Here is a 26,451-nt window from a genome sequence, read left to right as displayed (position 1 = left end):
AAATCCGGGTAGAGCTGCTCTCAATGGCAGGTATGTGTGAGTCAACATGCTTAGGTTCGAACACTCCAGACTGCACGATTGTTGAGTCACTTTTTGAACCTGCTGCTGGGGTTCGCTCTGGTTGCTGCTCCTAGACGAGTCAAGAGCATAGGGGGAGCAAGCTGCCATCGAAACCGAATAGCGCGATAGCCTCGACAGGGTGTTTCGAGCGTCCGTCTACACCAAACGGGCTGGTACAAGATGTGTTCGGCAGACGCTTACGACCTGATCAATTCCTGGTGGAATGAAAGGCGTGACGCTGGCCCGGGAAGCCAAGCGCTTTTACCCCACTCCAAAGGTGTCGCTGAAAACTGGTTATTCCGAAAACTCGCTAGAGCCTACGGATGCGGGGGGATTTTGATGTTATCCAAATCTTACGTGCCCATCGATCTGGCTAAGAAGGTGAGGCAAGTGCTGGAGGGGCCCAACGGGGTCAGATGACTATTCGTTCTTGTTCAGTGCAGCCGTCAAAGCCCGCCAGCTTGCTCTAATGGTGCATTGATACACCATGCGAGACTGAGCTGACTACTAAGCGTGCGACCACTGCACCTGGACAATACCGTGCCGCTTGGCGAGTGGCTTGCTAACGATCTGGACCCTGTCTCGGCGATATTTCGGGATCTGCGCTACCCCCGAATCCACTGCAGCCCAGTGCCAGGCCTCAGCATTGCTCATGATTTCCGCGCTGACGTAAAAGCTCTTGTCGGCACCATTGTGCACGTACTCGATTCGATAATGAGCGGAGTGTGGCATGGGCAATTCCTTTCCCGGAATGTGACGAAGTTCCCTTATTCGGAAAATCCCCAAGTTCCTAAGTTCCGTCTCTTTGAATCACCTCACCAGCTCCGGCAATGGCGGCATAGTGTTTAGTCCACACTGAGGCCTAAAGGCAAGTGGCGAATCCCCGATCTGTTATCAACCAATCTTCAGGCCATGAAGCTCAATTGCTGTGGAGTCACTCAGATTGCTGACCGGGTGGAGCGACTGGCTCATACCCATGGCAAGACGTGGCACACCTGGCACACCGATCAAGACAAAACACTTCCCCTAGGTGTTCCACAACTGATGATGGGGTTCACAGCTGACGGCCAGGCTGATCCCGCAATGCAGCAACAACGCAACCAACGCTTGGGAATCGTCAAGTCGGCAATCAAAGCTCAACGAGCCGATATTCAGATCCCCAAAGCAGATCCAGGTGCGGATGGATGGCAGCATGGGAAGACAATTCAGATCAACGATCCTACGGGACATCTTCACGGGCCCGCAACGTCACCCACCCCACAAAACACAAACAGCCGATCAACCCAATAGCCAATAGACTGTGCAATCCCTGCAGGCTCACGCTCAGGGAGGACGGTATATCGCCAAGGCACAGTCGACAGTCTAGGTCCGATATCCAAGGACATCGGACGAGTCCGCTGACGTACGTGAATACCTTAAACCTTGAAACGATTGACCAGCTGATTCAGACTAACCGCAAGCTTCGACATCTCGTTGCAAGCGCTTGCAGTCTGGCTTGCACCTGCAGAACTTTGGGAGGCCAGCTCGCGAATGCTAACCAGATTGCGATCGACTTCCCGGGCGACGTGCGCCTGTTCTTCCGAAGCGGTGGCGATGAGAATGTTACGCTCGTTGATGCCCGTAATAGCTGTCGCGATCTGGTCAAGCGAACTGCTGGCATCGCCTGCGACGCTTAGGGATTCTGCAGCCAGTTCTCTGCTGGTGGCCATCGCCTTCACGGCCTGGTCAGAATCGTTCTGAATGGCCTGAATCATCTGCTCAATTTCTTGCGTAGACACTTGCGTGCGGTGAGCGAGGGCTCGAACTTCGTCAGCAACGACTGCGAAGCCTCGGCCTTGTTCACCCGCCCTAGCGGCCTCGATCGCGGCATTGAGCGCAAGCAGATTGGTCTGCTCAGCAATGGCTCTGATCACCTCAACCACTTTGGAAATGTTCTGTGCACGATTGGACAAGCCAGTGATCTGCTCGCTGGTGTCGCGCACGTTGCTCGACAGCTTTTCGATGGACTTAAGCGTCTGCGATACACGCTCCAAACCAACCTCCGTATAGCCCTGACCTTTCCTGGACTCTTCGGAAGCTGATTCGGCATTGCGTGCTACCTCGTCCACTGCAGCGCTCATCTCGGTGACAGCAGTTGCAGCCTGATTTACTTCATCATTCTGCGACACCAGGCCAAGGCTGGATTGCTCAGTCACCGCGGTCATTTCTTCCGAGGCGGCAGCCAGTTGGGATGAGGAGTCAGCGATCTGCATGATCGTGCTTCGAAGGTTCTGCTGCATCGTGGCCAACGCGCTCAAAAGCCTGCCTGCCTCGTCGGTACCGCTTACCTCAACCTCCTTCGTCAGATCGCTTGAGGCAATGCGTTCGGCGACGCTAAGGGCGCTCCCGATGGGCGACGTAATCGTTTTGGTTAGAAGAGTTGCCAAACAAAGAGTCAGGAGCGCGACGAAGATAATCAGGCCGATGACGATGTAAAGACCTGAATCATAAACTTGCGTCGCTTGAACACCGGCAAGCGCAGCGCCTTTGTTATTGAATTGTGTTAATTCCTCGACCTGAGTTTCCATTTGGTTCGTGAGGGGACGTATACCGGTAGCGACGAGTTTGACAATCGAAGCGGTGTCGCCTGCCTTCAACAAAGGTTCCAGCAGATCCAGTTGGCTTGCGTAATCGTCGTAGGACTTTTTCACGGCCAAGAACAACTGTCGCTCCTGGTCACTCGCAATGAGGGTCTCATAGTTATAGACCGCATCCTTCATGGCTTTCCGGTAGGCAGGAAATTTGACGATGGTCTGCTGAACGGTTTGAGGATCGGCAACGGCCCGCTGGGTCTCCAACCGGACGCGAAGGACGGTGGAGTTCATCATCGCGGTTTGCCGAATACTGGGTAGCCAATTCAGTTCGACATCCTTTTCCGTATCGCGAAGCTTGCCCATCTGCAGTATGGCGATGACGCCCAAGACCACGACCAGCAAAATGATGGCCGAAAAAAACAAGGTGGCGCGTGGAGCGAGGTTTATATTTCTGAGCCGCATAGGACTTCCCACTGCAAGATGGCCAGAGGCCTGGTCTTGAAGCTATCGGCTAGAAATCGTGAAGGATTATGGCTGTTCGTCAGCTCGTTGACACCACGTCCCCCGGCGGCGCATGCGTACCATTGTCGGTTATGGCCGTTACTTACCAATGTAAGAAATACGTTATCACCAATTTTTGCCGTTTGTCGGTTTCAGGACCAGCGACCGCAACTGACGTTGCTTTCGCGACTAGATCCATGACCAATGATCGCAACCGGGTCAATCGAGAGAACGACATGCAAGAACTGACGAAAGCCCATCACAATGATCACCGTCGGCTCACTTCGGTCGAATTTCAGACGCTGGCCCAAGTTCCGGCCGCCGTCGAGTGGTTTGCCAACTTGGACAACCCTCGGACCCGACGTGCCTACCAAAATGACCTGGAAGACTTCTGCGGTTTTGTTGGATTGGTTTCGGCCGATGAATTTCGCGTCGTGACCCGATCACACGTTCTGGCCTGGCGTGCCCAGCTCGAGCATCGCGGCTTAGCCGGAGCCACGATCCGGCGCAAATTGGCCGCGCTGGCCAGCCTCTTTGATCACCTCCTGGAAAGCAACGCGATCGCCGGCGGCAATCCCGTGCATGGTGTAAAACGACCGAAGATAGAAAGCAACGAAGGCAAGACACCGGCACTGGGCGATCACCAGGCTAAAGCGCTGCTCGACGCGCCGGATGAAACAACACTTAAAGGGCAGCGCGACCGGGCGATATTGGCTGTTCTTCTCTATCACGGGCTGCGCCGTGAAGAAGCAGCGCTGCTGCAGGTGAGCGACATCCAGGAGCGCCGCGGCATTCAGCATTTAAAGGTCCACGGCAAAGGCGGAAAGGTACGTTACCTGCCGTTGCACCCCGTGGCGGCCGGTCGTATTCACCTGTTTCTGGAAAGCTCAGGGCATCATTTGGCGGACAGGAAGGTGCCATTGTTCATGCCGCTGCGGGGCAAGCTGACCGGCGCCGGCATCACGGCTAACGGCATCTATACCGTGGTGGCGGCGTATGCGAAGAAGGCCGGGATCGAGGTCGACGGCTTAGGGGTCCACGGACTCAGAGCAACCGCAGCTACCAATGCACTGGAGCATGAAGCCGACATCGCCAAGGTCCAGGCCTGGCTCGGCCATGCCAATATCAGCACCACCAAGATCTATGATCGCCGGGAGAACCGGCCGGAGGATTCACCCACCTATAAAGTGAAGTATTAACCGCCATTTGCCGGCTTGGTTAATGCTCAACCTGACTTTTTTGTAACCCTCAACTCAGCCAACTGAAAGCCTCTACTCGTTACCTTGGACCCAGCGGCATGTGCCGCCTTCCCAATACAAGGTAACTCGTTATGAACCCTTCCAAAGCCGTACTCCTTACCCTCGCATTCAGTATCTCCTCAGTCGCCTTTGCTGAAGGTGGTGCCGACCGTGTGTTCGCTCGAATGATGGATGCGCAACAAACAACCCTAAACAAAAAAGCTGAGGCGCAAAAAGCTGAGCCGCAACTGGCTTCTGCAGATACTAAAAAAGCTGAAAGCTCTAAGGCATGTTGCTAACCAACCCGGGGGTTCAAGCTTACAGAAATGTAATCGCGCCGCTTACGATGCTGTGACATCGTCCACTACAGTTCCTTAAACCCAGCACACGGCTTAGTTGCCGTCCTTGCCTACCTGGACCCGCGCGTATGGAATCAAGAACTTCTCGACGTACTTTCGTCAAAGGCCTCGCGGCTGCCGGCGTGCTAGGTGGGCTAGGCTTGTGGCGTTCGCCCAGTTGGGCGGCGTCCGGCTCGGCGGCGCTCAGCGTGTTGAGCGGTACGGAGTACGACCTGTCTATTGGCGAGATGCTGGTAAACATCACCGGCAAACGTCGCACAGCGATGGCGATCAACGGCGGGCTGCCTGGTCCCTTGCTGCGCTGGAAAGAGGGTGACACGGTCACGCTCCGGGTACGCAACCGACTCGACGCTGCAACCTCCATACACTGGCACGGCATCATCCTGCCGCCAAACATGGACGGTGTACCAGGGCTGAGCTTTGCGGGCATCGAGCCGGGTGGCGTGTACGTCTACCAGTTCAAGCTCCAACAGAACGGGACGTATTGGTACCACAGCCACTCCGGGTTCCAGGAACAGGTAGGGGTGTATGGCCCTCTGGTTATCGAGGCGAAAGAGCCCGAGCCTTTCAAGTACGACAGTGAACATGTGGTGATGCTGACGGACTGGACGGATGAAGATCCAGTCGCGCTGATGCGTACCCTCAAAAAGCAGTCCGATTACTACAACTTCCACAAGCGCACAGTCGGTGACTTCGTCAACGATGTGGCTGATAAGGGCTGGGCCGCAACCGTCGCGGATCGCAAGATGTGGGCCGAGATGAAGATGAACCCCACAGACCTTGCGGACGTGAGCGGGGCCACCTACACGTACCTGCTCAATGGTCAGGCCCCCAATATGAACTGGACCGGCTTGTTCCGTCCTGGCGAAAAGGTGCGCCTTCGGTTCATCAACGGCTCGGCTATGACGTACTTCGACATCCGTATTCCAGGCCTGAAAATGACCGTGGTAGCGTCGGATGGCCAGTACGTGAACCCGGTTAAGGTCGATGAATTACGCATCGCCGTGGCCGAAACCTTCGATGTGATCGTTGAGCCCACTGCCGAAGCGTACACGGTCTTTGCTCAATCCATGGATCGCACGGGCTACGCTCGCGGCACCCTGGCCGTGCGGGAAGGCTTGGTAGCCCAGGTTCCCCCTCTTGATGCTCGTCCGCTGGTTACGATGGACGATATGGGAATGGGTGGTATGGACCATGGCAGCATGGGCAGCATGGATTCGGGTGCTGACGACGGCATGCAGACCATGAGCAGCATGGGAGGCAATTCTATGCCCGCCATGGACCACAGCAAAATGTCGACCATGCAGGGTATGGACCACGGCGCTATGCCGGGCATGGACCATGATTCGATGGGCGGCATGGTAATGCAGAGCCACCCTGCCAGCGAGAAAAACAACCCGCTAGTGGACATGCAGGCCATGAGCCCCACCGCCAAGCTGAACGATCCTGGCCTAGGCCTGCGTAATAACGGGCGCAAGGTGCTCACCTATGCCGACCTTAAAAGCACCTTCGAAGACCCAGACGGGCGTGAGCCGAGCCGGACCATTGAGCTGCACCTGACGGGGCACATGGAAAAATTTGCCTGGTCGTTTGATGGCATCAAATTCGCGGACGCTCAACCTCTGGTACTCAAATACGGCGAGCGGGTGAGAATCGTGCTGGTGAACGACACGATGATGACTCACCCAATCCATCTGCATGGGATGTGGAGTGACCTGGAGGACGAGGACGGAAACTTCAGGGTGCGCAAGCACACCATCGATATGCCGCCAGGCTCCAAGCGCAGCTACCGTGTCACCGCCGATGCCCTGGGGCGCTGGGCCTATCACTGTCACCTGCTCTACCACATGGAGATGGGTATGTTCCGCGAAGTTCGGGTAGAGGAGTGAAGCCAATGACTGTTTTGAATCGACTCCACGTTTGCTCACTGCTCGCGGTCACCGGCCTGGGAATGCTCCCAGGGGGCGCGTTTGCGGCAGAGGCCGTGATGCCTGGCATGGACCATTCTCAGATGCAGGGCATGGATCATTCCAAAATGCAGGGTATGGACCATAGCCAGATGCAGGGCATGGACTCGGACATGACGACCATGGCCCCCAGCAAGCCTGCGGCACCTACCCAAAGCCGCACGCCTATTGCGCCTGTCACCGATGCCAATCGGGCAGCGGTCTACCAAAGTGCCAAAGGCCACACCGTTCATGACGAAGCAGCTAATTACTTCCTGCTGTTCGACCAACTCGAATGGCAGGACGCCGACAACGGCAGCGTACTGAATTGGGACGTTAACGGCTGGGTGGGTGGTGACATCGACCGGCTCTGGATTCGCTCTGAGGGTGAACGTACCAACGGCAAGACCGAATCGGCCGAACTGCAAGCGCTGTGGGGCCATGCGATTAGTCCTTGGTGGGATCTGGTCGGCGGCGTCCGGCAAGACTTCAAACCAGGCTCGCCACAAACCTGGGCTGCATTTGGCCTTCAGGGCCTGGCCTTATACAACTTCGAAGCCGAAGCGACTGCGTTTGTTGGTGAAGGCGGCCAAACCGGGTTAAGGCTGGAAGGCGACTACGACATTTTGCTAACTAACCGGCTGATTTTGCAGCCCACGGCTGAGGTTAATTTCTATGGTCAGAGCGATCCTCAGCGTGGCATCGGCTCTGGCCTGTCTGAAACCGAAGTCGGCGTACGACTGCGCTACGAAATCCGCCGCGAGTTTGCCCCGTACATTGGCGTCACCTGGAACCGCTCCTACGGTAATACAGCCGACTTTGCCCGCGAGGAAGGCGAGGGCCGCAGCGAGGCCCGTCTAGTCCTGGGTGTGCGTATGTGGTTCTGAGCCGCTCTAGTCTGAAAAATCTGATACGCCCACGAACGGCTTTTTTGAGCTGTAAGGAGTTCGCATGTTGTTGAACCGCACACGTTTCGTCACGCTCTTTGCCGCTGGGATGCTGGTCAGCGCACTGGCCCAAGCCCACCCCAAGCTGGTTTCTTCGACTCCGGCTGAAGGCAGTGAAGGTGCGGCCCCTGGCAAGATTGAGCTGCATTTCTCCGAAAACCTGGTTACCCAATTTTCCGGCGCGAAGCTGGTCATGACGGCGATGCCAGGCATGGAACACTCACCGATGGGAGTCAAAACAGCGGTGTCAGGTGGCGGTGACCCCAAGACCATGATTATCACCCCAGCCTCACCTCTGACGGCGGGCACCTACAAGGTCGATTGGCGGGCAGTGTCTTCCGATACCCACCCGATTACCGGTAGCGTGACGTTTAAGGTCAAATAAACATGGAAGATCCGCTCAGCATCGCAGTTCGTTTCGCGCTGTATACCGATTTGATGATGCTGTTCGGGCTGGCCCTCTTTGGCCTCTACAGCCTACGCGGCGCAGAACGCCGCTCGGGCGCCGTGTTGCCCTTCAGGCCCCTGCTGAGCACGACCGTTTTGATCGGCCTGCTGCTGTCGGTTATCTCCATTGTGCTCATGGCCAAAGCCATGAGCGGTGCGTCTGAATGGCTAGAGGCTGTGCCTCACGTCAAGATGATGGTGACGCAGACGGAGCTTGGCACCGCCTGGCTCATCCGTATGTCCGCACTGGTGGGGGCGGCTGTGGCCATCGCCTTCAACCTTCGGATACCTATGGCAAGCCTGCTGATGGTTTCGCTGCTAGCAAGCGTGGCCCTGGCTACCTTAGCGTGGATGGGCCACGGTGCCATGGACGAAGACTCCCGGCGCTTTTGGCACTTCAGTGCGGACATCCTTCATCTGTGGTCGTCCGGGGGCTGGTTCGGCGCGCTGGTGGCCTTTGCGCTGATGCTACGGCCCAACAAGGTCGAAACCCTACAGTCGGTCCAGGTGCTATCACGCACGCTCACCGGTTTCGAACGGGCGGGCACGGTGATCGTGGCGCTAATAGTCATCACGGGCGTGGTGAACTATCTGTTCATCGTCGGTCCCCAGGTCAGTGGCGTGGTGAAAAGCACCTACGGGGTATTGCTGCTGGGCAAGCTGGCACTGTTTGGCCTGATGGTCGGATTGGCCTCGGCTAACCGCTTTATCCTGAGCCCGGCGTTTGAACGGGCGGTCCACCACGGCCAATACGCGCGAGCGGCTCGGTCGATCCGCTATAGCATGGCTCTGGAGTTGGCTGCTGCTGTTGTGGTGTTGGGCCTGATTGCCTGGCTTGGCACGCTGTCCCCTGAGATGGAAGCGGGGATGTGAGTGTGCCTAGCCCTGTTTTACCGTCACACTGGGCCGGTGCCGTGGAGGGTCAAACATGAAACTGCTGGTAGCCGAAGACGAACCTAAAACTGGAATCTATCTGCAGCAAGGCCTGCGGGAGGCTGGCTTCAATGTGGACCGCGTGGTCACAGGCACAGATGCCGTTGACCAGGCGCTCAATGAAGCCTATGACCTGTTGATTCTCGACGTGATGATGCCAGGCCTCGATGGCTGGGAAGTCATCAGACGCCTTCGCACCGTTGGCCAATCCGTACCGGTACTGTTTCTGACCGCACGCGACGGGGTAGACGACCGAGTCAAGGGGCTGGAGCTGGGCGCCGATGATTACCTGGTTAAGCCATTTGCTTTTTCAGAATTGCTGGCACGGGTGCGAACGCTACTGCGGCGCGGCAGCAGCAACCTCCCGGTTCAAACTAGCTTGCAAATCGGAGACCTTCAGGTGGATTTGCTCAAGCGTCGAGCCACCCGGGGCGGCAAGCGAATCGACCTCACGGCCAAAGAGTTTGCACTGCTGGAATTGCTGATGCGCCGGCAAGGTGAGGTGCTGTCCAAATCGCTGATAGCTTCCCAAGTCTGGGACATGAATTTTGACAGCGACACAAATGTCATTGAAGTGGCCATACGGCGGTTAAGGGCCAAGATTGACGATGACTTCGAGGCAAAACTGCTGCATACCTGCCGGGGAATGGGTTACATGCTAGACGCGCAGGACGAAGGATGAAGCCTGGCTCACTCACCCTGCGCTTAAGCCTTCTGTTTGTGGTCGCGGTCGCCGTCGTCCTTATCATCGTGGGGGTCGCCTTCAACGAACTGAGCCGTCACCACTTCCGCGCCCTGGATGCGCAGACACTGGGAGAAAAGCTCGAAGCGATTAACCAGATCGCCATTGAATCAGGCTCGAACCCGGACCTGCTCGAGGCGCGCTGGCACACCCTCCTTGGGGCCCATCCCGACCTCAGCGCTGTATTTCTGAAGACGGATGGGACGCCTTTTTTTGCAGAACCTCCCCAATCAGCGGCGCCATCGCTCACGCAGGCCACCCAGCGCGATGGCGTCTGGGAGTGGGAAAACAAAGGCCGCATGTTTAGGGCATTGACTGCCTCGGTATCGTTACCCACTGCCAGCCCACCATTGACCGTGTGGCTTGTCCTGGACGTCACCACGCATATGCACTTCTTTGCCATGCTTGAACGCTGGTTCTGGGGCGTTCTATTGGCTAGTACCGCGTTAAGCGCGGCCCTCGGGTGGCTGGTCGCCAAGAACGGACTGCGGCCGGTGGCAAGGGTGACCCAGACCGCCGCCTCAATGTCCGCTGGCTCGCTGAAGGAACGCATTCCCTTGGGGCCGGTACCGGATGAGTTGCGTGAGCTCATCACCGCGTTCAATTCCATGCTTGGTCGCCTGGACGATTCCTTTGTGCGCCTATCGAATTTCTCTGCTGACATTGCGCACGAGCTTCGTACCCCGATCAGCAACCTGCGGACCCACACCGAGGTGATCCTGGCCAAAAAGCGTGCGCCCGAGGTGTACGAAGAGAATCTGAGCTCCAATCTGGAAGAGCTCAATCGTCTTTCGGGTATCATCGACGGCATGCTGTTCCTGGCCAAGTCTGATAACGGGCTAATTGTGCCCGAGGCTGTTGAACTGGATCTGAGAACAGTCATCAGCAAGCTGTTCGGCTATTACGAGTTTCTGGCCGAGGACAAGGGGATTCAGCTACAAGCATCAGGCAACGCCTCGATCTTCGCTGACAGCGTGATGATCGACCGTGTCGTGTCGAACCTGCTGTCCAATGCCCTGCGCTATACGCCGTCCGGAGAGACGATCAAGGTCAGCATCCACGATCACGGAGGAAGGGTAGAGCTTCGGTTGGAAAATCCTGGCCCTGAAATAGCACCGCAGCACCTGGACCGCATCTTTGACCGGTTCTACCGGGTTGATCCGGCGCGGCGCGAAGGCGCCGGGAATGCGGGGCTGGGGCTGGCGATTGCCCGGTCCTTGATGCAAGCGCATGGCGGTACTATCTCGTGTACATCCCACGAGGGCCGAACGACCTTCATCCTCACCTTCGTGCGGTCATCTGGCCCACGAACATGACATGCCGGCCTGATAGCCTGGGCACCGCTAAGCCAGGCCCCCCAGGCTTGGCGGACATGAAACCGGTTGTCACTGCGCCGGGTAGTCAGCCACCACCTCCTGCTCGCCGGTCTTTTTCAGTCCGATGATCTGATAGGCGCTTTTGTGCCCTGTTTCCATGCCCGGTGAGCCCATTGGCATGCCGGGTGCCGCCACGCCGATTAGGTCAGTCCGGCGTTCAAGCTCAGCGATCTGTTGGACCGGGACATGCCCCTCGATGAACTTGCCGTTCACTACACCGGTGTGACACGACATCAATTTCTCAGGCACACCCAGCTTGGCCTTCACCGGGCTCATGTTTTCTTCCAGATGGTCATTAACCGTGAAGCCATTGTCCCGCAGGTAAGCAATCCACTTGGAACAGCATCCGCAATTGGGGTCCCGGTAAACGTCAATCACGTGCGCAGGAGCGGCTTGTGCCACTGACGCGACAGCCAGTGCCATGGCTGCGACCGCGCGCCGTCCAGCGGTAGTAAGACTTATAAATTTCATGTGCGACCACTCTATAAAATGAAGTGATTTCCAGCCTACCTTGCCTCGATAAGCTGGCTAAACGGAACAATTGGCCCTGGGGGTGTTGCACTGTTCAAGCGCTTGCGCCAGTACCCGACGTCATGCCATTTGCCATGCTTGAAGCCGACTTCGGTATAGGTGCCCAGGTGCTCGAAACCTAGCGCTTCATGTAGCCCTACGCTTCCCGCGTTTGGGAGCGCGATACCGGCATAAGCGGTGTGAAATCCCTGGCGTTCCAGGATCGGAATCAGGCGTGCGTACAGCACGCGGGCGATGCCGCTACGATGCGCTTGGGGAGCCACATACACGGTCACGTCCACTGACCATTGGTAAGCTTCTCTGGTTCTGTGCTGGCTGGCGTAGGCATAGCCCACCACTTGACCCTCGCGCTCCGCAACCAGGTACGGGTATTTGGACAGGGTTGATTCGATGCGATGCGCCATCTCTTCAACGGTCGGCGGTTCCAGCTCAAAGGAAATTGCAGTGCGCTCCACCATTGGGGCATAGATACCCTGGATGGCAGCGGCGTCGGTAGGGGACGCGCTCCTGACCATGCTGCTGACGCTCATTTCAACCTCTTTGTGGTTTAACAGCCCGCCTAACTGGGCCGCTGATTCACACGCTGGGAAAGCGCTTCGGCGCTCTCCTTACGCTCGGAGTAGCGATTTACCAGGTACTCCTCCCGGCCGCGAATCAGCAGGGTGAATTTTATCAACTCCTCCATGACATCCACCACTCGGTCGTAGTAGCTGGACGGCTTCATGCGGTCAGTCTCATCGAACTCCAGAAAAGCTTTGGGTACGGAGGATTGGTTGGGGATTGTGACCATGCGCATCCAACGGCCTAACACCCGCATCTGGTTGACCGTGTTGAACGATTGCGAGCCTCCGCATACCTGCATCACCGCCAGGGTCTTGCCTTGTGAGGGACGTACCGCGCCCAGTGCCAAAGGAATCCAGTCGATCTGCGCCTTGAACACCGCAGACATCGAGCCATGGCGTTCAGGGGAACACCACACCTGCCCTTCTGACCACATCACTAGGTTCCTTAGCTCCTGCACCTTGGGATGCCCCACCGGTGCGTCATCGGGCAGCGGTAGACCGGAAGGGTCGAAGATCGCGGTCTCCGCGCCCATGAGCTCCAGAATGCGAGCCGCTTCCTGGGTCAGCAGTCTGCTGAAGGAGCGCTCCCGAGTGGACCCGTAGAGCAGCAGGATTCTTGGACTGTGTGTCGGTGGCTCGCCCTTGGCGAGTTGATCCTGGGTAGGAATGTTCAATAGCGATACATCCAGGCTCGGAAAATCGCTCGGATCGGTCTTCACCGAATCGTTCATCACAGTGCACCTATCTCATCGAGGACACGTTTCAGCTCCGTGGAGTCGAGCGCGTTGAAGTCAAGTGCGAAGAAGGCGTCGAAACGCCGGCGAATATGCGCCACGGTGGCGTCAAACGCGGCCTGGACCTCCTCATCGCTGCCCTCGACGTCCGAGGGGTCGGACAGGCCCCAGTGGCTTTTGATGGCGGGTCCGAAGTATACCGGGCATGGCTCGCCTCCGGCCTTGTCGCAGACAGTGATGACAATATCAGGCAGGTTTTCCTGGAAACTCTCCGATCCCTTGCTGTAGAGCGCCGAAGTATCCACGCCTAGACCTTGCAAGGTACTCACTGCGCGGGGGTTCAAACTTCCGCTGGGAAAGCTGCCAGAGCTGACGCCCACCATTCCGTCAGGCGCAAGGTGGTTGAACAAGCCTTCAGAGAGCACGCTCCGGCAGCTATTGGCGGTACACATAAATAGAACTTTCATTATTGATCCTAAGCGTGAAGACTCAGCCGCAGGGCCAATGCGGCCAAGGTGACGAGCAGGATGGGAAGGGTCAGGAGGCTGCCGACCTTGAAGTAATAACCCCAGGTAATGCGGATGTCTTTCTGCGCAAGGACATGCAGCCACAGCAGGGTAGCCAGGCTACCAATAGGGGTGATTTTTGGGCCCAGATTACAGCCGATGACATTGGCGTACACCATGCCCTGGTGCACGATGCCCGAGGCATTGCTAGCCTGAATAGAAAGGGCTCCGATCAAAACACTAGGCATGTTGTTCATGACCGAGGACAGCAGGGCGGCGGCTAGGCCAGTACCCAGGGTAGCTGCCCACAGGCCTTGCTCAGCCAGCGCATTGAGTAACGCGGTAAAGGCATCTGTCAGGCCGGCGTTACGCAACCCATACACGACCAGGTACATTCCCAAGGAGAAGACCACGACCTGCCACGGGGCATGCTTGATCACGTTTCGGGTCGAGATGACGCGGCCCCTGCCAGCGACGATCAGGAGGATAAGCGCGCACGCCGCTGCCACAGCGCTGATGGGGATACCCAGCGGCTCTAAGGCGAACAAGCCCACAAGCAGTAGCACCAGTACCCACCAGCCCGCAATAAAGGTCGCACGGTCGCGAATGGCGCGCCTGGGCACGTCCAGCTGCTCAGGCACGTACCGTGCGGGAATGTCTTTTTTGTAGAACAGCCAAAGCATCAACAACGTGGCTGCCACGCTGATCAGGTTCACCGGCCACATGATCGAGGCGTACTCCCCGAAGCCTACGTTGAAGAAGTCAGCAGAGACGATGTTGACCAGGTTGGAGACCACCAGGGGCAAGCTCGCAGTGTCTGCGATGAAACCTGCAGCCATGACGAACGCTAAAGTAGAGGCAGGGCTAAAGCGCAAAGCGTTCAGCATGGCAATTACGATAGGCGTTAGGATCAACGCTGCGCCGTCATTGGCAAATAGAGCCGAAACGGCAGCACCTAAGAGGATCATCAGCGCAAATAATCGTCCTCCACTTCCCTTTCCCCAGCGCGCCACATGAAGCGCAGCCCATTCGAAAAAGCCGGCTTCATCGAGCAACAGGCTAATGATAATGACGGCAATAAAGGTAGCGGTGGCGTTCCATACAATGTGCCATACGGTAGGTACGTCACTCAGGCTGACAACGCCAGTTAGCAGAGCAAGAATGGCTCCTGCCGCTGCGCTCCATCCGACGCCCAAGCCCTTGGGCTGCCAGATCACCAGTACCAATGTGAATACAAAAATTGCAGCCGCAGTAAGCATCACGAAACTCTCGTCAGAAGGTCAGCAGCAAGCAGCTTGGCGAACAGGACGGTCCTGCATGGATTCGAGCCGATTGGAGTCTTGATCAACCCAGGCATGATTGGCTTTGAGGGTTACCTGGAGCACGTCTAGGACCCAGACCGGCAATTGGGGGTGAAGGCGGTAGTAGATCCATTGTCCTTGCCGGCGATCCTCCAGCAGCCCGCAGGTACGCAACTGGGCCAGGTGACGAGAAACCTTGGGTTGGTTGTCGTCAAGTGCCCAGATAAGTTCGCACACGCATAGCTCACCCTGCGCAGCCAGCATGAGCATGATGCGGGTTCGTGTCTCGTCGCCTAAACATTTGAAAAGGGTTACCGGGGAAAGGTGCATGGGACGTTCAATTTTAATATTCGTATATCCGAATATACAGATGTAACTCATTCTGCGAAAGGTCTGAGTACGCTTGATACGTATGGACCAATCAGTTGTGTCATAAGCCTGCTGCGTACGACACGCAATTAGGATTTATTCAGCCCGAATTGCATAGGGGGGAAGGGTATGAAATCATAGGTATAGGTAAGGGGGGTATACTATGACTCACGTAGCATCAAACAAAGACGATCTGCTTAAACGCGTAAAGCGCATTGCAGGCCAGATCCAGGCTGTAGAACGGGCTCTTGAGTCAGATCACGACTGTGCCAAGACGCTCCACCTTGTGGCCGCCACGCGCGGGGCTATCAATGGCCTGATGGACGAAATCATCGAAGATCACGCCCGGGAGCATGTGGCTAATCCGGCGCTGAGCGATGAAGAGCGGTCCAAGGGCGTCGAAGAGCTTCTCGAAGCCATTCGACGTTATTCCAAGTGATGAACGCAGGCTCGAACTTCATGAACAGCAACACCAGCTTTACGCACGAGCACGTATATCTCGGCTCGGCACATGATGAGAATGCAAAACGTACCCTTTGGGTGGTAATACTTACCGTTGTGATGATGGTAGGGGAGATTACTGCTGGGTACCTCACAGGGTCTATGGCTCTGTTAGCCGATGGATTTCATATGGCTACCCATGCGGGTGCGCTGGGGATCGCAGCGGCGGCTTATGCGTACGCCAAGCGTCATGCATCCAGTACTCGCTTCAGTTTTGGCACCGGCAAAGTGGGAGATCTGGGCGGCTTTGCATCAGCGCTTATCCTGGGATTAGTATCTTTGGGAATTGGCGTTGAGTCCATCATTCGGCTGTTCCAGCCTACTAACGTCCAGTTCGGAACGGCAACGCTGATTGCCATCGTAGGCCTGGGAGTCAACATCGTAAGCGCTCTGCTGCTCGGCCACGGCCACAGGCATGACCACGGCCACGGTCATCACGACCATGACCATAGTCCTCATGGAGGGGATAACAACCTTAGGTCAGCGTACATTCATGTGATTGCCGATGCCCTGACGTCTGTTCTTGCCATCGCTGCCCTGCTTGCTGGCCGCTACCTCGGATGGGTCTGGCTTGATCCAGCCATGGGTATCGTGGGTGCAATTGTGATCGCACGGTGGGCCTGGAGCCTGATGGGCGCTACTGCGGGAGTTCTGCTGGATCAAACCGACGATCATGTTGCAGATGAAATTCGCGAGCTGGTTGAGCAAGCTGGCGATGCCAAAATTACCGACCTGCACGTGTGGCGTGTTGGTCCGGAAGCCCATGCTGCAATTGTCAGTGTTCTTGGGGCCTCTACAACAAATGCGGATAGCATCCGTGATCGGTTGAAGCCTGTTCACGAAGTTAGCCACCTCACGATTGAGTTTCGAGCAGCATCGCCTGCTACGTAGAGCTTGATGATAATCGGCAAGGCCCCCTTCAACGGGCGCGAGCGCACGCCTTGCCTACTCACGCTATTGATTCTGGAGCCACCATGACTTCAAGCAAACGTGATCACGCTCGCATTGAGCTCCGTTTGATTGCAAGTCTCACAGAAGCATGCGAAGCCGCCAAGGTTGGAATTGTCGGCTTCGACTGGATATCCCATGAGCCGACTCCAAGCGTTCCTTTAAAGCCAGCGGCCCGTCTGGCATTGCTGACTCCGCTAACTACAACGTATCAAGCATCTGTCGCTGCTTACCAACGTAAGAAATACGTTATCACCACTAAAAGGACTGATAGTATGAGTAATGGATTTCACCCTTACACCGATACCAAAAACTATCGCTGCTCGAATTGCGGCACATCTGGATTGATCAGACTTCAAGATTTTGATCGGTTCTGGGTTTGCTTAGGCTCTGCATGCGGAAGACCAGTTGACATTGAAATGCACCACACCAACGCAGGTATCACATGGGTCAATCGAGTTCCCGCGTCTGCCTTGCATGCTAAAGATCAGCTGGCCATCGAAAACAAATTAGCAATGACCACAGAAGTCTTCGCTTCAAATGCGTCTGGGATCAAAGGCAAAAAGTGGTTCCTACTACTCCAAGAAATAGGTCCCGTGACGGTGGATCCAGACCGGCTGTACGACCGGGTGAAGTAACTGCCTCGGCATAGCCCAAGAGGACGATATGCCTAATCAAATGAACAGCCACTTGACTCATCTGCACGTTGCCGGCGAACGCCGGCTGAGTGCTGTCGAATTCCAGCAGTTAACTTCGGTACCTGCTGCAGCGGAATGGTTTGCCAATATCGACAACCCGCGCACGCGTCGTGCGTACCTAAATGACCTGCAGGACTTCTGCAGCTTTGTCGGTCTGGCCGGCGCCGAGGAATTCCGCGCTGTGACCCGCTCTCACGTTTTAGCCTGGCGCGCAGAGTTGGAGCTGCGAGGCCTGGCCGGTGCCACGATCCGGCGCAAACTGGCGGCGCTGGCCAGCTTGTTCGATCATCTCCTGGAGAACAACGCAGTCGCCGGTGGCAATCCCGTGCATGGCGTCAAACGGCCTCGCGTCGAGAGCAATGAAGGCAAGACACCGGCCCTAGGTGATCACCAGGCCAAGCAGCTGCTCGATGCTCCGGACACTGAAACGCTCAAGGGTCTGCGCGACCGGGCCATTTTGGCTGTGCTGCTTTACCACGGCTTGCGTCGGGAGGAAGCGGCGCAACTGAAGACCGGCGATCTGCAGGAGCGACGAGGAATCAAACACCTTCGGGTACATGGCAAAGGGAGCAAGATTCGCTTTCTGCCTCTCCATCCAGTGGCCGCCGACCGCATCTATGCTTACTTGGAACTGGATGTAAAACGAGCTGGTGGGCCAGGTCCGCTGTTTCGCTCGATGCGTGGCACCACCACCGGTGCCGGTATCACTGCGAATGGTCTTTACACCATTGTTGCGCAGTGGGCACGCGTGGCAGGCATCGAGGTCGAGCGATTGGGTGTGCATGGTTTGCGAGCAACAGCGGCAACCAATGCGCTGGAGCATGATGCGGATATCCAAGGTGCAGATGTGGCTGGGCCATGCCAACATCAGTACCACGCGGCTATACGATAGGCGCGGCCAGCGGCCAGAGGATTCACCGACTTTCAAAGTGAAGTACTGAGACTAGCGCTAGCGAAAGGTTCAGTTACTGTCTTGATGGCTCGGAGCATTGACCGCTCGTCGGAAAAAAGCATTCAACGATTAGTTGACTACAGATACCCTAGCAACACTTACTAAAAAACTGCGAAAACGAGCACCTTGGTCACCGACGAACGGTGAGGCTCAATGATTATGAGGGGTACAGTGGCGAATACTTTTAATTGATATCATCCCACGATACACCTTTTGCAAATTTTTACTCAGAAACGACGAGGCCCGCAAACTGCGGGCCTCGCGGCGTTTTGGACTCATCCACACGTAGCGCCTAGCGAACTTCTTCCTTCGTTGCTAAGCGATTGGTAACATGCAGGGCAAGACGAAACGCAATACTTCTTTTTACTTGGCAGTTAAAGGGTATTGCGGGATGACACCGCCGTCAACTTTAAGGCTATGTGCTGTCCGACTCGCCGACACCCTCGCTCGATCTGGGCGAGCCCTTTAACGCACGAGGTTTACTCTATGAAAGCAGTTTTCGAACGGTTTCTGCCGTCTGAACTGATTCGCGCGCTGCAAGCGGCTTACTGGTCCATTCGCTTGTATCGCGTGATACAGGAATTCTAAGGACTAGCCGCACCAGAGAAGAAACGGGAGCCTTGGCTCCCGTTTTTGACTCTCCAAAAAAACGGCTAGCAGTTACCTGGTACTGCCATAGGCCCAATCAAGGGCAGGTGGTGCAGCGAAATGCCTATCATCAAGGGTCACCGGAAGTCCCGGAAAATCACGGCCATTCATCAAATTTGGTTGACACACGTGTCACCTTGTATATGATTGCAAGTGAGCGCGAAACCAGTGGCCTTCAGCGGCAATGACTGGCGTAGGAACCCCGGCGATGGCTGAACATCGGCGTAGGGTGAGACCTCCACACCCCTGCTTGAGGGTGTGTATATGAATATCAAGCTTCAAATTTGAGGGCTACTTTCACAAGTAGCCCTTTTTCTTTGCTCTGAAAAAAGCGTGTAGCGCTTGTACAGCAGCTCGCCATGACGATGCTTGTTGAGCGATTTGGCGTCCGTGTGCATAAAATTCCAGAGCATCTGGCCCTCGATGAACACAACGCTTACGAGCATCTGCCGCTTAGACTCATACGCACCAATGAAAGCCAGGCGGTCAGTGCCGTCCGTGAAAGCCACTTTCCAGACCTCTAGCGGCCCAGTGAGAGTGTCTAAAGCCAATCTTACGTAGCGCTCCCGGGCATCCAGTCGTTTTTCGACGATGTGGTAGATGCTGCTGCGCAGAATAGTCACATCCCCCATAGGCGTAATGACGGTTATGGACAAAATCGCAGAGTCGATGAACCCCAGATGCAGAGCTGTCACCTCAATGGCGTCTTCATGGCTGGACGCCGCAGTGACTTCCTCAAGAGCATGTGTACGCAGCTCACGCGCCAAGGTACGCAGGTCAGGAAGATTGCTATCAACCCACGTGGGCTGGCCTTTTACTTCAGAAATTTTGGGTAGGAGAGTATCCGTGCTCAAACGTCGTCGCTCAATCTTGGCGGTTGTTAGGTCGTCATTGTGCCATGTCTAGAGAAAGACAGTAGTGATGCCGAGCCTGGCGGTAGAGGTTCAATTCAGCGAGCGGAGTTCCCTCGATATTCAGGGTTGCCGGTGACAGCCAGCGCGACAAGTCAGCCTGTCCGTCACCAGCTCCAGGTAAGGCTCATCACATGTCCACAATCAGCCGATCTGCCGGGTACTGGTTCATAAACGCCGCGCTCTGCTCTGGCCGCGCAGTCAACCAGTCCGCATACGAGCCCTTGGGCAAAATAACTACCATGCGCTTTTCATCCTTGGGCTTGTGGTACGCCTTCATGAAGTCGTGATCATCTGCATTCACGGTCAGCATGGTGTAGCTGTGCAGGATCTGGTCGGTGGACGGATCGCGCCACTGCTCCCACAGCCCAGCAATGCCCAGCAGCTCGCCGTCTGCACGGGCTATACGCGTGGCTATTGCCTTGCCTGATCGCCAGTCCGGCTCGTAGATGGCCACCGCTGGGATAATGCAATGTTGCGCTTGGCGCCATGCATGTCGGAACGACGGTTTCTCGGCCACTGTCTCTGATCGAGCATTGTAGGTGTGTTTGGCAAACTTGCTGTCCTTGCTCCAGGACGGGATCAACCCAAAGGAGCCGGTCAGCACTTCCATGGTTGCGGGAGAATCGTTGTCATTTGCCCGGCCATCTGGGCAGCGCAGGAATGGACCGATGTAGCCAGGCCACAGATCGAGCCTGCCCTGGTCGAACAGTGCGACCCCGAACACTTCAGCGACCTGGTGCGGTGACGGTGCTTCATAATGGCTACACATAGTGGCTCGCAGGGGCATGTGGATGTACTAATGTGAGACGCCGCCCTGCCCTGCCGTTCCATTTAATCGACTGGTTACAGCCTAATGCCAGAAACGATAAAAGGTGCCTTAGGCACCCTCTTCGTACTATACGTAGCCAAAAAGCTGGCCACCCTGTGCCCGGCCCATTTGAGAATGAGCAAACCAGTAATTATTATTTAATAATTACCAATTAATCCAGAGTGTAACCTTGCGCTTCCAGCGCATGCTTAACTATCGCACTGACCGTCCTGAGTGCTTTTCCGGAGCGCTTATTTTCACGCACATCGTCCTCAATTTTCTCCAGTATGCCTGGGGGCAAGCTGATCGATACGGGAACGGGCTTCCGCTTATCCGGTGCCTTTGCCAACGGGGTTGAGTCATAAGGCTTGTCAGCAAGCTCTCGGGCCAGGCGTTCAGATGCTTCCTCGCTGACCTGCCCTCTCCTATTTGCAGTCTCACTAGCCTTTTTAATTGCCATGGAACACCTCTTTCAACAGACTCTTTATCTCGTTAGCTGCTTCACGGTTTTTCCCTTCTAAAACTGACATTCCCGAAGGAATCGAGTCTTTGTATGCTTTCCGATAGAAGCCGACTGAATCCAAAGGCTTGATCTCAGGATACTCGGAAAGAAATTCCAGGAATTCGCGCCTCTCCGTGACACGAACTGCAGGGTTTGGGGAAGCCATAGATTGATAGGCATATGCCTGCAGGTTTGGGTTTAGATCTCGGCAGCGCAAGACTTGCTCTTGCAGCTCCCCAAGGGTGTCCAGATCGAGCTGGCTGCATTGGTTTGGAGCAATGATGATGTCCGCCACTACTGCTCCGGTGATCAATTCACGCGAGTTTCTACCAGCGACGTCGACAATCACATAATCAAATTTCTCGCTCAGTGTTCGCAGCGTAACCGTGATGTTGTCGCGTTTTTCAATCAGGGTGATCTTCGGTTCCAGTTGTGCCGCTTCACGCTCTGCGTACCATTTCGAGGCGCTGCGTTGCGCATCCGCGTCTACTAAACAGACATCGTAGCCTTCCATTGCCAACCCAATGGATACGTTTACCGCAGTGGTAGTTTTGCCTACGCCGCCTTTGTTCCCGCCAACCATCACGATTGTGCCCATGTGGGCCTCCTAAATTAATTAGCAATTAATAATTCGCAAATAACAATTAATAATCAGCTCTGCGGGGCTTCTAGTCAAGACCGATCCAGCGCAGATCGGTCCATTCCCCTTCTCAACGATCTAGAACGACCCGTCGCTTGGCTTTGATACCGTCGATGTCAGTCGTTATAAGGATCAACGTGCCGGTAAAGCTGTTACCTGTGTAGAAGCGGATCCACTCAGCTGCACGTGCTGCACTGGTGGTGAATTCGTTGATGATCGTAGTAACACCCTCGTCATCAATGACCGCTCCAGTAAGCGCATAAGAGGTCATATGCCATTCCCTTAGCCCAAGATTGGACGGCACAGCACCCTGCGTATCCGAGCGGACACGCAGAGGCCATTCGCTGCAGCTAAAAACAGCTTTCAGGTGATAAGGGGATGCTTACGAAGGAACGACATGAGCGACTCGGCTATGCAGGGAGCTGCAACCTCACCGGCAAACTGTTTTATCCAATAGCGATATTTAGGGTCTGCAAGGTCACGTAACAGCAAAGGACGAGCTGTGATACATTTCATGTTGAGCATGATTTTCCACCAGGTTTATTGTGTTCACGCTGGGGGTGGTTGCACCCATCCCCAGCACCTTCTTTGACTACCTTCTCCTTCTATTAGCCCGTGAATGCCAGAATCGGCACGATGTCCTGCGGCACTCGGCCTGTGAGGATTAGAAAATTTCGCCAGATCTCGTAAGGCACGTCTTGGCTCCCCTCCTTGAACTTCCTAATTCGTCTGTCTGATGCGATGCGAAGCAATCCCGCCAGCTTTTTATCCGTCGCATACGCGTCGAAATGGTCCTGAAAGTGCCGGAAATAGGACCTGACTATTTCAGCGTGAGGTGCTTCCCAGCCTTCGTGCTTACGCAACAGGTGAGTACGCGGAAACAGGGCCTCGTCCAGATCCTTCGGACCAGGAATGCTTGGCGCGTGCAGGTTTGCTTCGAGCTGCTTTATTGCCTCGCGAGTAGCCATCTCGAAAATCAATCTCTGCTGTTCAGGGATACCAGGTAGCTCAATCTTCATTGTCATCCCATTATTTAATAAATCATAATTATTAATTGCCAATTAATAAAACACATTGAGCAACGTAAAGACTGGGGCCTTCCGGCCCCTTCTTCACCGTGGTGACAGTTCGATACGCTGAACGTCTGAAACACGGATGTTGACCAGGTTCAGCGTCCCTGTTGCCAACCTTTCCCAGTAGCCTTGCTGATGCACATGCATCAACGCGTAGAAAAGGTAGTCAGGTAGAACGATGTCTGTTCGGTTCACCAGGACACCTATGTGTTCAGGATTGAACACTCGCCCTGGTGCGCCGCATCGTTCTGCTGAACCCCGACGAATTATCCAAAAATGAGCCTCTGGAAAATTCGTCCGGATAGTCGCTACATCTGAAAGTCTCATCTCGTTCCTCGTAGGTGGCAACGACTAGCCCCCTCAGGTTCGAGTGGCTCTCTGCGTGCCACCAACAAAGACATAATAGGCCCATATGGGCCTAAAAACAAGAATTATTAATTACTAATTCATAATTAATATTTAAAGCAGCACGAGCGCTGGGAATTGATCACTTAGCCTTTACGACCCACAGCTGATCAAGTCGCGTCGTGTAGCTCTGGCTCATCAGCTCACGGCGCATCCGCCAATCCGGAACGACTGGTACTGATCCTGTACGCAGCGTCCCGCGTCCCCACTTGCCGTTGATCATGTCCAAAGTAGCCATCAGTCGATCTGAACTCGCCGGCTGATTGATGGTGAACAGATCGTCGGTGAATTCGCCTGGCTGGCAGATATCCATCAGCAAGACTTCTGCTTTGCTGTACCTGAAGCCTGGTCGAAAAATCCGCGAAACCGCCTCTGTCGCGAACTGGGTCATCACCCTCACATCGTTGGTGGGGTAGGGCAGCTGGACCAGAGCGCCGTTTGCATACTTGGCTTCGTCAGGATTGAACATGCCGGTGCGAATGCTCACCCGGATCTTTTTACACACCGATCCCTGGGCGCGTAATTTTTCAGAGGCACGCATCATGTAGGTGGCCACCGCCTCTTTGATCGGCCCCAGCTCGGTCAACCGCTTACCAAACATTCTGCTGCAGCAGATCTCCTGACGTGGTGGTTCGACTTCGTCCAGCTCCAGGCACGCGGTGCCCGCCAGCTCGCGTGCCGTTTTCTCGATCACAACACTGAATGTTTTGCGCAGCATCCAAGGATCGGCCATGGCCAAGTCCTTGGCCGATCGAATCTGCATGCCCTCCAGGTGCGCTTTCATCTTTCGACCTATGCCCCAGACCTCTCCGACAGAAGTATTGCGCAGCACCCAATCGCGTTTTACAGGGTCACAGATGTCAACGACCCCGCCGGTGTGCGCCTGAAGACGCTTTGCCGTGTGGTTGGCCAGCTTGGCCAGTGTCTTAGTCGGTGCAATCCCCACACCCACGGGAATGCCGGTACAGCGGTAGACTTTGGATCGAATTGACCTTCCCAACTCGGTCAGATTGCCAGGCAAGCCGGTCAGGTCTGCAAACGCCTCATCGATGCTATAAACCTCAACAGCAGGGACCATGGATTCAATAATGGCCATCACGCGCTGGCTTAAGTCGCCATAGAGCGAAAAATTACTGCTGAACACCTGGATTCCGTGCCGGCGCAAAATATCTTTGATCTGAAAATAAGGCGCGCCCATTTTCACGTAAGGTTTTGCATCGTAGCTGCGGGCAATAACGCAGCCATCGTTATTGCTGAGCACCACAATAGGCACCTTGGCCAAGTCAGGTCGGAAAACGCGCTCACAGCTGGCGTAGAACGAATTGCAATCGACCAGGCCAAAGACCGGGGCTAGCTTGTTACTCAAAGCTTGTGACGCCATGTCGCACAACGCCCCATATCGACAGCTCTTCACCTTCCAGGATATGCCGAGGCGGATAAGCGGGGTTGGCTGACTTCAACACCACATGATCGCCCTGCAGGATGAGGATTTTGCACACCGGCTCATTGTTCAGTGCCGCAATCACGATGCTGCCACTGGACGGCTTTCGCGAACGATCTACGACCACCAGGCTGTCATGAAAAATCTTCGCACCTTCCATGCTGTCGCCATAGATCTTGGCCACGTAGATGTGAGGCGCACGCAAGTCCATCAGCCGGTCGAATGAAAAGTCCTGCTCGATGTGATCCGCTGCTGGGTTAGGAAAACCGGCAGGGATTTTAAAGGTGTAGAGCGGGATGACCTTTCCGGACTCGCACAGCCGACCGAGTATTTTGACGTTCATGACGCGAACCTGACTGAGAACAGAGTTAACTGTATGGACGTACAGTTAACGGCGCGCTGCGGTTTCCCGTCAACTTAAGCCGACCAACAGCACATAAGCCGTTCTCTGATCGCACTGAACTCATTCGACCACGCCCCATCATGAACAATCGTCATGCTCTCCTTTTAAGGGCTCTCCGGCTTGCGGCCCCTGCGGGACCGCAGGTATCTGATGTACACCGGATTGCACACCCGGAGCGCGGCGATTTGCAGCCCGAGCCGGAGCGGGTTGGGGGGTAGTTGAATCGACTTGGCCAAGTGCACTAGACGCAGCCATAGCAGGCTGACGGGTGACCCTGAGAACGCTCACAGTGGATGGTTGAGAGACTTCAGTGAGAATGTACGTATAGCTGGCCACCGTTCTCACCGAAACGCCGGCGAGTGTCGCAATGGCAGAACGTATCAACGCTTTGCCCTGGTCTTGCAGCTGCCTGCACGCGGCGCGGATCTTAGATTCCGTGGCTTTGTGCCGCAGCTCATTGGTGCGCTTTGCAGCCAGGCTCTGCCGCTCGGTGAGCGACAAGCTGCCATCGAGCTGCATTGCGCCTCGATGGCAACGACGATCACCGGTGTACCGATCCCAAGTCCAGCGACCTACGGATTTGACCGTGGCGCGTATCGACGACAGCGGCAGGTTTTCCGAAAAACCCTGTTTTAGAAAGCTGTTGTGGTTGTACGCATACGCATCGAGCGAGCGCATGAAAGACTCAAACGACCCCAGCTCGCGCTCGCGATTGACGATGCTGTACGCAAAATAACGCAGCTGCTCGAACAGGATGCAGTGCCGCGAATGGCTGACCTGGTCAAGCTTGGGACCAGTGGCCCATGGCTTGACGGTCAGCTCTACCGCGCTCGCCAGTTCGCCCAGTTCATAGACGTGGCTGTGGAATTCGGTCGTCTCCCACCAGGGGTGACCGGGTGTTTTGGCCACAGGGCCACCGTGGTAATCCACGTCCGCGTCGAGGCGAGCGGCAAACGCGGCATAGATCGCTTTCATGTACTGAATCGGCTTGGCCCGTGCGTTCTCGGTGGTGCACACGGACGGGACGGCATAGAACAGCTGGGAATGGCCGCTTTTTCGGTTACGCACCATCAGGTTCGGCGCGGGCAACCCGGCATCGTCCCAGACCAAGGCGTTGGCGTGGTCCAGGTCGAACACCAGCCATGACACCATGCCGGGGCGATTGACCTGCATATAGGGATAACGCAGGGCGTATTCACGAGGACGAACGCGGGACGCGGTTTTATCGTCACTGCATCGCGCCATGTACGGCGCTTCCAGCAATAACCGATTGAGCGCTGTGCCGTCTTCGAAGAAACGGGTCGGTGGCATGTGGGTGCTGGTGGCCAGCGGATCGGCGTTGGCCGTTGGTGAGGTCGCGAGGACAAGACTGATCGCGTTGTCGTGGCTCAT

The 26,451-nt window shown here is 55.8% G+C and carries 29 protein-coding genes and 3 pseudogenes; 14 read left to right on the top strand and 18 right to left on the bottom strand.

From position 1 onward, the window contains the following. Positions 1-271 precede the first annotated feature (271 nt). Positions 272-480, top strand: a pseudogene (locus LCH65_RS25625) (hybrid sensor histidine kinase/response regulator); the annotation flags it as partial. A gap of 87 nt (positions 481-567) precedes the next feature. On the opposite strand, the gene LCH65_RS25620 reads toward LCH65_RS25625, so the two are convergent. Then, positions 568-792: a DUF6555 family protein gene (locus tag LCH65_RS25620; RefSeq protein ID WP_003425025.1), complete on the bottom strand. Its 225-nt coding sequence runs from the start codon at positions 790-792 to the stop codon at positions 568-570. Positions 793-1,014: 222 nt separating this feature from the next. Between LCH65_RS25620 and LCH65_RS25615 the strand changes: the two are divergent. Continuing rightward, positions 1,015-1,350, top strand: a pseudogene (locus LCH65_RS25615) (DUF1264 domain-containing protein); the annotation flags it as partial. A 125-nt stretch (positions 1,351-1,475) separates the two neighbouring features. Here the strand turns inward: LCH65_RS25615 and LCH65_RS25610 are convergent. After that, positions 1,476-3,095: a methyl-accepting chemotaxis protein gene (locus tag LCH65_RS25610; protein WP_003425021.1), complete on the bottom strand. Its 1,620-nt coding sequence runs from the start codon at positions 3,093-3,095 to the stop codon at positions 1,476-1,478. Between the two features lie 275 nt (positions 3,096-3,370). Here LCH65_RS25610 and LCH65_RS25605 point away from each other — a divergent pair, with 275 nt between their 5' ends. The 8 genes from LCH65_RS25605 (at position 3,371) to LCH65_RS25570 (ending at position 11,062) form a co-directional block, all read left to right on the top strand. Then, complete coding sequence (locus LCH65_RS25605; RefSeq protein WP_011267049.1) at positions 3,371-4,333, top strand: tyrosine-type recombinase/integrase; 963 nt, start codon at positions 3,371-3,373, stop codon at positions 4,331-4,333. A 131-nt stretch (positions 4,334-4,464) separates the two neighbouring features. Further along, positions 4,465-4,671 carry a co-regulatory protein PtrA N-terminal domain-containing protein gene (locus LCH65_RS25600; protein WP_087672776.1) on the top strand — a complete coding sequence of 69 codons (207 nt, stop codon included), beginning with the start codon at positions 4,465-4,467 and terminating at the stop codon, positions 4,669-4,671. A 128-nt stretch (positions 4,672-4,799) separates the two neighbouring features. Continuing rightward, entirely contained in the window at positions 4,800-6,620 is a 1,821-nt protein-coding gene (locus tag LCH65_RS25595) for a copper resistance system multicopper oxidase (RefSeq protein WP_011267050.1), read from the top strand. Positions 6,621-6,682: 62 nt separating this feature from the next. Beyond that, positions 6,683-7,564 (top strand): copper resistance protein B, encoded by an 882-nt coding sequence (locus tag LCH65_RS25590; RefSeq protein ID WP_226439930.1) that lies wholly within the window; start codon positions 6,683-6,685, stop codon positions 7,562-7,564. A gap of 64 nt (positions 7,565-7,628) precedes the next feature. Continuing rightward, on the top strand, positions 7,629-8,009 hold the full coding sequence (gene copC, locus LCH65_RS25585; RefSeq protein WP_011267052.1) for a copper resistance system chaperone CopC: 381 nt from the start codon (positions 7,629-7,631) through the stop codon (positions 8,007-8,009). A gap of 2 nt (positions 8,010-8,011) precedes the next feature. Then, complete coding sequence (copD, locus tag LCH65_RS25580; RefSeq protein WP_011267053.1) at positions 8,012-8,944, top strand: copper homeostasis membrane protein CopD; 933 nt, start codon at positions 8,012-8,014, stop codon at positions 8,942-8,944. Between the two features lie 55 nt (positions 8,945-8,999). Next, positions 9,000-9,686, top strand: a complete 687-nt coding sequence (locus tag LCH65_RS25575) for a heavy metal response regulator transcription factor (RefSeq protein ID WP_011267054.1) — start codon at positions 9,000-9,002, stop codon at positions 9,684-9,686. Next, on the top strand, positions 9,683-11,062 hold the full coding sequence (locus LCH65_RS25570; protein WP_017278811.1) for a heavy metal sensor histidine kinase: 1,380 nt from the start codon (positions 9,683-9,685) through the stop codon (positions 11,060-11,062). Before LCH65_RS25575 ends, LCH65_RS25570 begins: the two co-directional genes overlap by 4 nt. Before the next feature lie 69 nt (positions 11,063-11,131). Here the strand turns inward: LCH65_RS25570 and LCH65_RS25565 are convergent, their stop codons facing one another. Genes LCH65_RS25565 through LCH65_RS25540 form a run of 6 tightly spaced genes read right to left on the bottom strand, consistent with a single transcriptional unit; the run spans position 11,132 to position 15,087 of the window. After that, positions 11,132-11,593 (bottom strand): DUF411 domain-containing protein, encoded by a 462-nt coding sequence (locus LCH65_RS25565; RefSeq protein WP_011267056.1) that lies wholly within the window; start codon positions 11,591-11,593, stop codon positions 11,132-11,134. A gap of 35 nt (positions 11,594-11,628) precedes the next feature. Beyond that, positions 11,629-12,183, bottom strand: coding sequence for an arsinothricin resistance N-acetyltransferase ArsN1 family B (locus tag LCH65_RS25560; protein WP_011267057.1), 555 nt, complete (start codon positions 12,181-12,183; stop codon positions 11,629-11,631). A gap of 29 nt (positions 12,184-12,212) precedes the next feature. Beyond that, complete coding sequence (gene arsH / locus LCH65_RS25555; protein ID WP_011267058.1) at positions 12,213-12,947, bottom strand: arsenical resistance protein ArsH; 735 nt, start codon at positions 12,945-12,947, stop codon at positions 12,213-12,215. Further along, positions 12,947-13,417 carry an arsenate reductase ArsC gene (locus LCH65_RS25550; protein ID WP_011267059.1) on the bottom strand — a complete coding sequence of 157 codons (471 nt, stop codon included), beginning with the start codon at positions 13,415-13,417 and terminating at the stop codon, positions 12,947-12,949. The genes arsH and LCH65_RS25550 overlap by 1 nt, the downstream gene beginning before the upstream one ends. A gap of 8 nt (positions 13,418-13,425) precedes the next feature. Then, positions 13,426-14,715, bottom strand: a complete 1,290-nt coding sequence (gene arsB, locus LCH65_RS25545; RefSeq protein ID WP_011267060.1) for an arsenical efflux pump membrane protein ArsB — start codon at positions 14,713-14,715, stop codon at positions 13,426-13,428. 21 nt (positions 14,716-14,736) lie between these two features. After that, entirely contained in the window at positions 14,737-15,087 is a 351-nt protein-coding gene (locus tag LCH65_RS25540) for a metalloregulator ArsR/SmtB family transcription factor (protein ID WP_017278814.1), read from the bottom strand. A 202-nt stretch (positions 15,088-15,289) separates the two neighbouring features. Here LCH65_RS25540 and LCH65_RS25535 point away from each other — a divergent pair, with 202 nt between their 5' ends. The 4 genes and pseudogenes from LCH65_RS25535 to LCH65_RS25520 all read left to right on the top strand — a co-directional run bounded on the left by LCH65_RS25535 (position 15,290) and on the right by LCH65_RS25520 (position 18,214). Next, the gene (locus LCH65_RS25535) at positions 15,290-15,565 is read left to right on the top strand and encodes a metal/formaldehyde-sensitive transcriptional repressor (RefSeq protein WP_011267062.1); all 276 of its coding nucleotides are present in this window, start codon (positions 15,290-15,292) and stop codon (positions 15,563-15,565) included. A 20-nt stretch (positions 15,566-15,585) separates the two neighbouring features. Continuing rightward, entirely contained in the window at positions 15,586-16,518 is a 933-nt protein-coding gene (dmeF, locus tag LCH65_RS25530) for a CDF family Co(II)/Ni(II) efflux transporter DmeF (protein WP_226439927.1), read from the top strand. Positions 16,519-16,601: 83 nt separating this feature from the next. After that, positions 16,602-17,213 carry a hypothetical protein gene (locus LCH65_RS25525; protein ID WP_172689516.1) on the top strand — a complete coding sequence of 204 codons (612 nt, stop codon included), beginning with the start codon at positions 16,602-16,604 and terminating at the stop codon, positions 17,211-17,213. A gap of 40 nt (positions 17,214-17,253) precedes the next feature. Beyond that, positions 17,254-18,214: pseudogene (locus tag LCH65_RS25520) on the top strand (tyrosine-type recombinase/integrase). A 937-nt stretch (positions 18,215-19,151) separates the two neighbouring features. Here LCH65_RS25520 and LCH65_RS25515 read toward each other — a convergent pair. From LCH65_RS25515 to LCH65_RS25470, 10 genes are all read right to left on the bottom strand, one after another. Next, entirely contained in the window at positions 19,152-19,727 is a 576-nt protein-coding gene (locus tag LCH65_RS25515) for a PBECR2 nuclease fold domain-containing protein (RefSeq protein ID WP_172689519.1), read from the bottom strand. Positions 19,728-19,914: 187 nt separating this feature from the next. Continuing rightward, the gene (locus tag LCH65_RS25510) at positions 19,915-20,556 is read right to left on the bottom strand and encodes an SOS response-associated peptidase (protein WP_110768561.1); all 642 of its coding nucleotides are present in this window, start codon (positions 20,554-20,556) and stop codon (positions 19,915-19,917) included. Positions 20,557-20,767: 211 nt separating this feature from the next. Next, positions 20,768-21,055: a hypothetical protein gene (locus LCH65_RS25505; protein WP_003348585.1), complete on the bottom strand. Its 288-nt coding sequence runs from the start codon at positions 21,053-21,055 to the stop codon at positions 20,768-20,770. Continuing rightward, the gene (locus LCH65_RS25500) at positions 21,045-21,695 is read right to left on the bottom strand and encodes an AAA family ATPase (RefSeq protein WP_003348583.1); all 651 of its coding nucleotides are present in this window, start codon (positions 21,693-21,695) and stop codon (positions 21,045-21,047) included. Before LCH65_RS25500 ends, LCH65_RS25505 begins: the two co-directional genes overlap by 11 nt. Before the next feature lie 112 nt (positions 21,696-21,807). Next, positions 21,808-22,008, bottom strand: a complete 201-nt coding sequence (locus LCH65_RS25495) for a hypothetical protein (RefSeq protein ID WP_003348581.1) — start codon at positions 22,006-22,008, stop codon at positions 21,808-21,810. Positions 22,009-22,345: 337 nt separating this feature from the next. After that, the gene (locus tag LCH65_RS25490) at positions 22,346-22,756 is read right to left on the bottom strand and encodes a hypothetical protein (protein WP_005782529.1); all 411 of its coding nucleotides are present in this window, start codon (positions 22,754-22,756) and stop codon (positions 22,346-22,348) included. Between the two features lie 93 nt (positions 22,757-22,849). Further along, positions 22,850-23,005, bottom strand: coding sequence for a hypothetical protein (locus LCH65_RS25485; protein WP_015061790.1), 156 nt, complete (start codon positions 23,003-23,005; stop codon positions 22,850-22,852). Positions 23,006-23,297: 292 nt separating this feature from the next. Then, the gene (locus LCH65_RS25480) at positions 23,298-24,596 is read right to left on the bottom strand and encodes a Y-family DNA polymerase (RefSeq protein ID WP_079263583.1); all 1,299 of its coding nucleotides are present in this window, start codon (positions 24,594-24,596) and stop codon (positions 23,298-23,300) included. Further along, a complete protein-coding gene (locus tag LCH65_RS25475; protein ID WP_019372564.1) occupies positions 24,574-24,999 on the bottom strand; it encodes a S24 family peptidase in 426 nt (141 codons plus the stop codon). Before LCH65_RS25475 ends, LCH65_RS25480 begins: the two co-directional genes overlap by 23 nt. A gap of 138 nt (positions 25,000-25,137) precedes the next feature. Then, on the bottom strand, positions 25,138-26,451 hold a 1,314-nt coding region (locus LCH65_RS25470), incomplete at its 5' end, for a replication initiation protein (protein WP_172689517.1).

This window comes from Pseudomonas sp. MWU16-30316 (genome assembly GCF_020515645.1).
GTDB classification, from domain to species: Bacteria; Pseudomonadota; Gammaproteobacteria; order Pseudomonadales; family Pseudomonadaceae; genus Aquipseudomonas; species Aquipseudomonas cerasi.
Note: the sequence above shows the minus strand (reverse complement) of the source record. Positions and strands in the feature narration are given on the sequence as shown.

Bases quoted from the DNA above. Each gene is read 5' to 3' on its own strand.
- LCH65_RS25480 (WP_079263583.1), bottom strand. From the start codon at position 24,596: ATGGCGTCACAAGCTTTGAGTAACAAGCTAGCCCCGGTCTTTGGCCTG.
- LCH65_RS25475 (WP_019372564.1), bottom strand. From the start codon at position 24,999: ATGAACGTCAAAATACTCGGTCGGCTGTGCGAGTCCGGAAAGGTCATC.
- LCH65_RS25570 (WP_017278811.1), top strand. From the start codon at position 9,683: ATGAAGCCTGGCTCACTCACCCTGCGCTTAAGCCTTCTGTTTGTGGTC.
- LCH65_RS25540 (WP_017278814.1), bottom strand. From the start codon at position 15,087: ATGCACCTTTCCCCGGTAACCCTTTTCAAATGTTTAGGCGACGAGACA.
- dmeF (WP_226439927.1), top strand. From the start codon at position 15,586: ATGAACAGCAACACCAGCTTTACGCACGAGCACGTATATCTCGGCTCG.
- LCH65_RS25600 (WP_087672776.1), top strand. From the start codon at position 4,465: ATGAACCCTTCCAAAGCCGTACTCCTTACCCTCGCATTCAGTATCTCC.
- LCH65_RS25525 (WP_172689516.1), top strand. From the start codon at position 16,602: ATGACTTCAAGCAAACGTGATCACGCTCGCATTGAGCTCCGTTTGATT.
- LCH65_RS25495 (WP_003348581.1), bottom strand. From the start codon at position 22,008: ATGACCTCTTATGCGCTTACTGGAGCGGTCATTGATGACGAGGGTGTT.
- LCH65_RS25490 (WP_005782529.1), bottom strand. From the start codon at position 22,756: ATGAAGATTGAGCTACCTGGTATCCCTGAACAGCAGAGATTGATTTTC.
- LCH65_RS25505 (WP_003348585.1), bottom strand. From the start codon at position 21,055: ATGGCAATTAAAAAGGCTAGTGAGACTGCAAATAGGAGAGGGCAGGTC.
- LCH65_RS25500 (WP_003348583.1), bottom strand. From the start codon at position 21,695: ATGGGCACAATCGTGATGGTTGGCGGGAACAAAGGCGGCGTAGGCAAA.
- LCH65_RS25560 (WP_011267057.1), bottom strand. From the start codon at position 12,183: ATGAGCGTCAGCAGCATGGTCAGGAGCGCGTCCCCTACCGACGCCGCT.
- copC (WP_011267052.1), top strand. From the start codon at position 7,629: ATGTTGTTGAACCGCACACGTTTCGTCACGCTCTTTGCCGCTGGGATG.
- LCH65_RS25590 (WP_226439930.1), top strand. From the start codon at position 6,683: ATGCTCCCAGGGGGCGCGTTTGCGGCAGAGGCCGTGATGCCTGGCATG.
- copD (WP_011267053.1), top strand. From the start codon at position 8,012: ATGGAAGATCCGCTCAGCATCGCAGTTCGTTTCGCGCTGTATACCGAT.
- LCH65_RS25535 (WP_011267062.1), top strand. From the start codon at position 15,290: ATGACTCACGTAGCATCAAACAAAGACGATCTGCTTAAACGCGTAAAG.
- LCH65_RS25620 (WP_003425025.1), bottom strand. From the start codon at position 792: ATGCCACACTCCGCTCATTATCGAATCGAGTACGTGCACAATGGTGCC.
- LCH65_RS25575 (WP_011267054.1), top strand. From the start codon at position 9,000: ATGAAACTGCTGGTAGCCGAAGACGAACCTAAAACTGGAATCTATCTG.
- LCH65_RS25550 (WP_011267059.1), bottom strand. From the start codon at position 13,417: ATGAAAGTTCTATTTATGTGTACCGCCAATAGCTGCCGGAGCGTGCTC.
- arsB (WP_011267060.1), bottom strand. From the start codon at position 14,715: ATGCTTACTGCGGCTGCAATTTTTGTATTCACATTGGTACTGGTGATC.
- LCH65_RS25605 (WP_011267049.1), top strand. From the start codon at position 3,371: ATGCAAGAACTGACGAAAGCCCATCACAATGATCACCGTCGGCTCACT.
- arsH (WP_011267058.1), bottom strand. From the start codon at position 12,947: ATGAACGATTCGGTGAAGACCGATCCGAGCGATTTTCCGAGCCTGGAT.
- LCH65_RS25610 (WP_003425021.1), bottom strand. From the start codon at position 3,095: ATGCGGCTCAGAAATATAAACCTCGCTCCACGCGCCACCTTGTTTTTT.
- LCH65_RS25565 (WP_011267056.1), bottom strand. From the start codon at position 11,593: ATGAAATTTATAAGTCTTACTACCGCTGGACGGCGCGCGGTCGCAGCC.
- LCH65_RS25510 (WP_110768561.1), bottom strand. From the start codon at position 20,556: ATGTGTAGCCATTATGAAGCACCGTCACCGCACCAGGTCGCTGAAGTG.
- LCH65_RS25595 (WP_011267050.1), top strand. From the start codon at position 4,800: ATGGAATCAAGAACTTCTCGACGTACTTTCGTCAAAGGCCTCGCGGCT.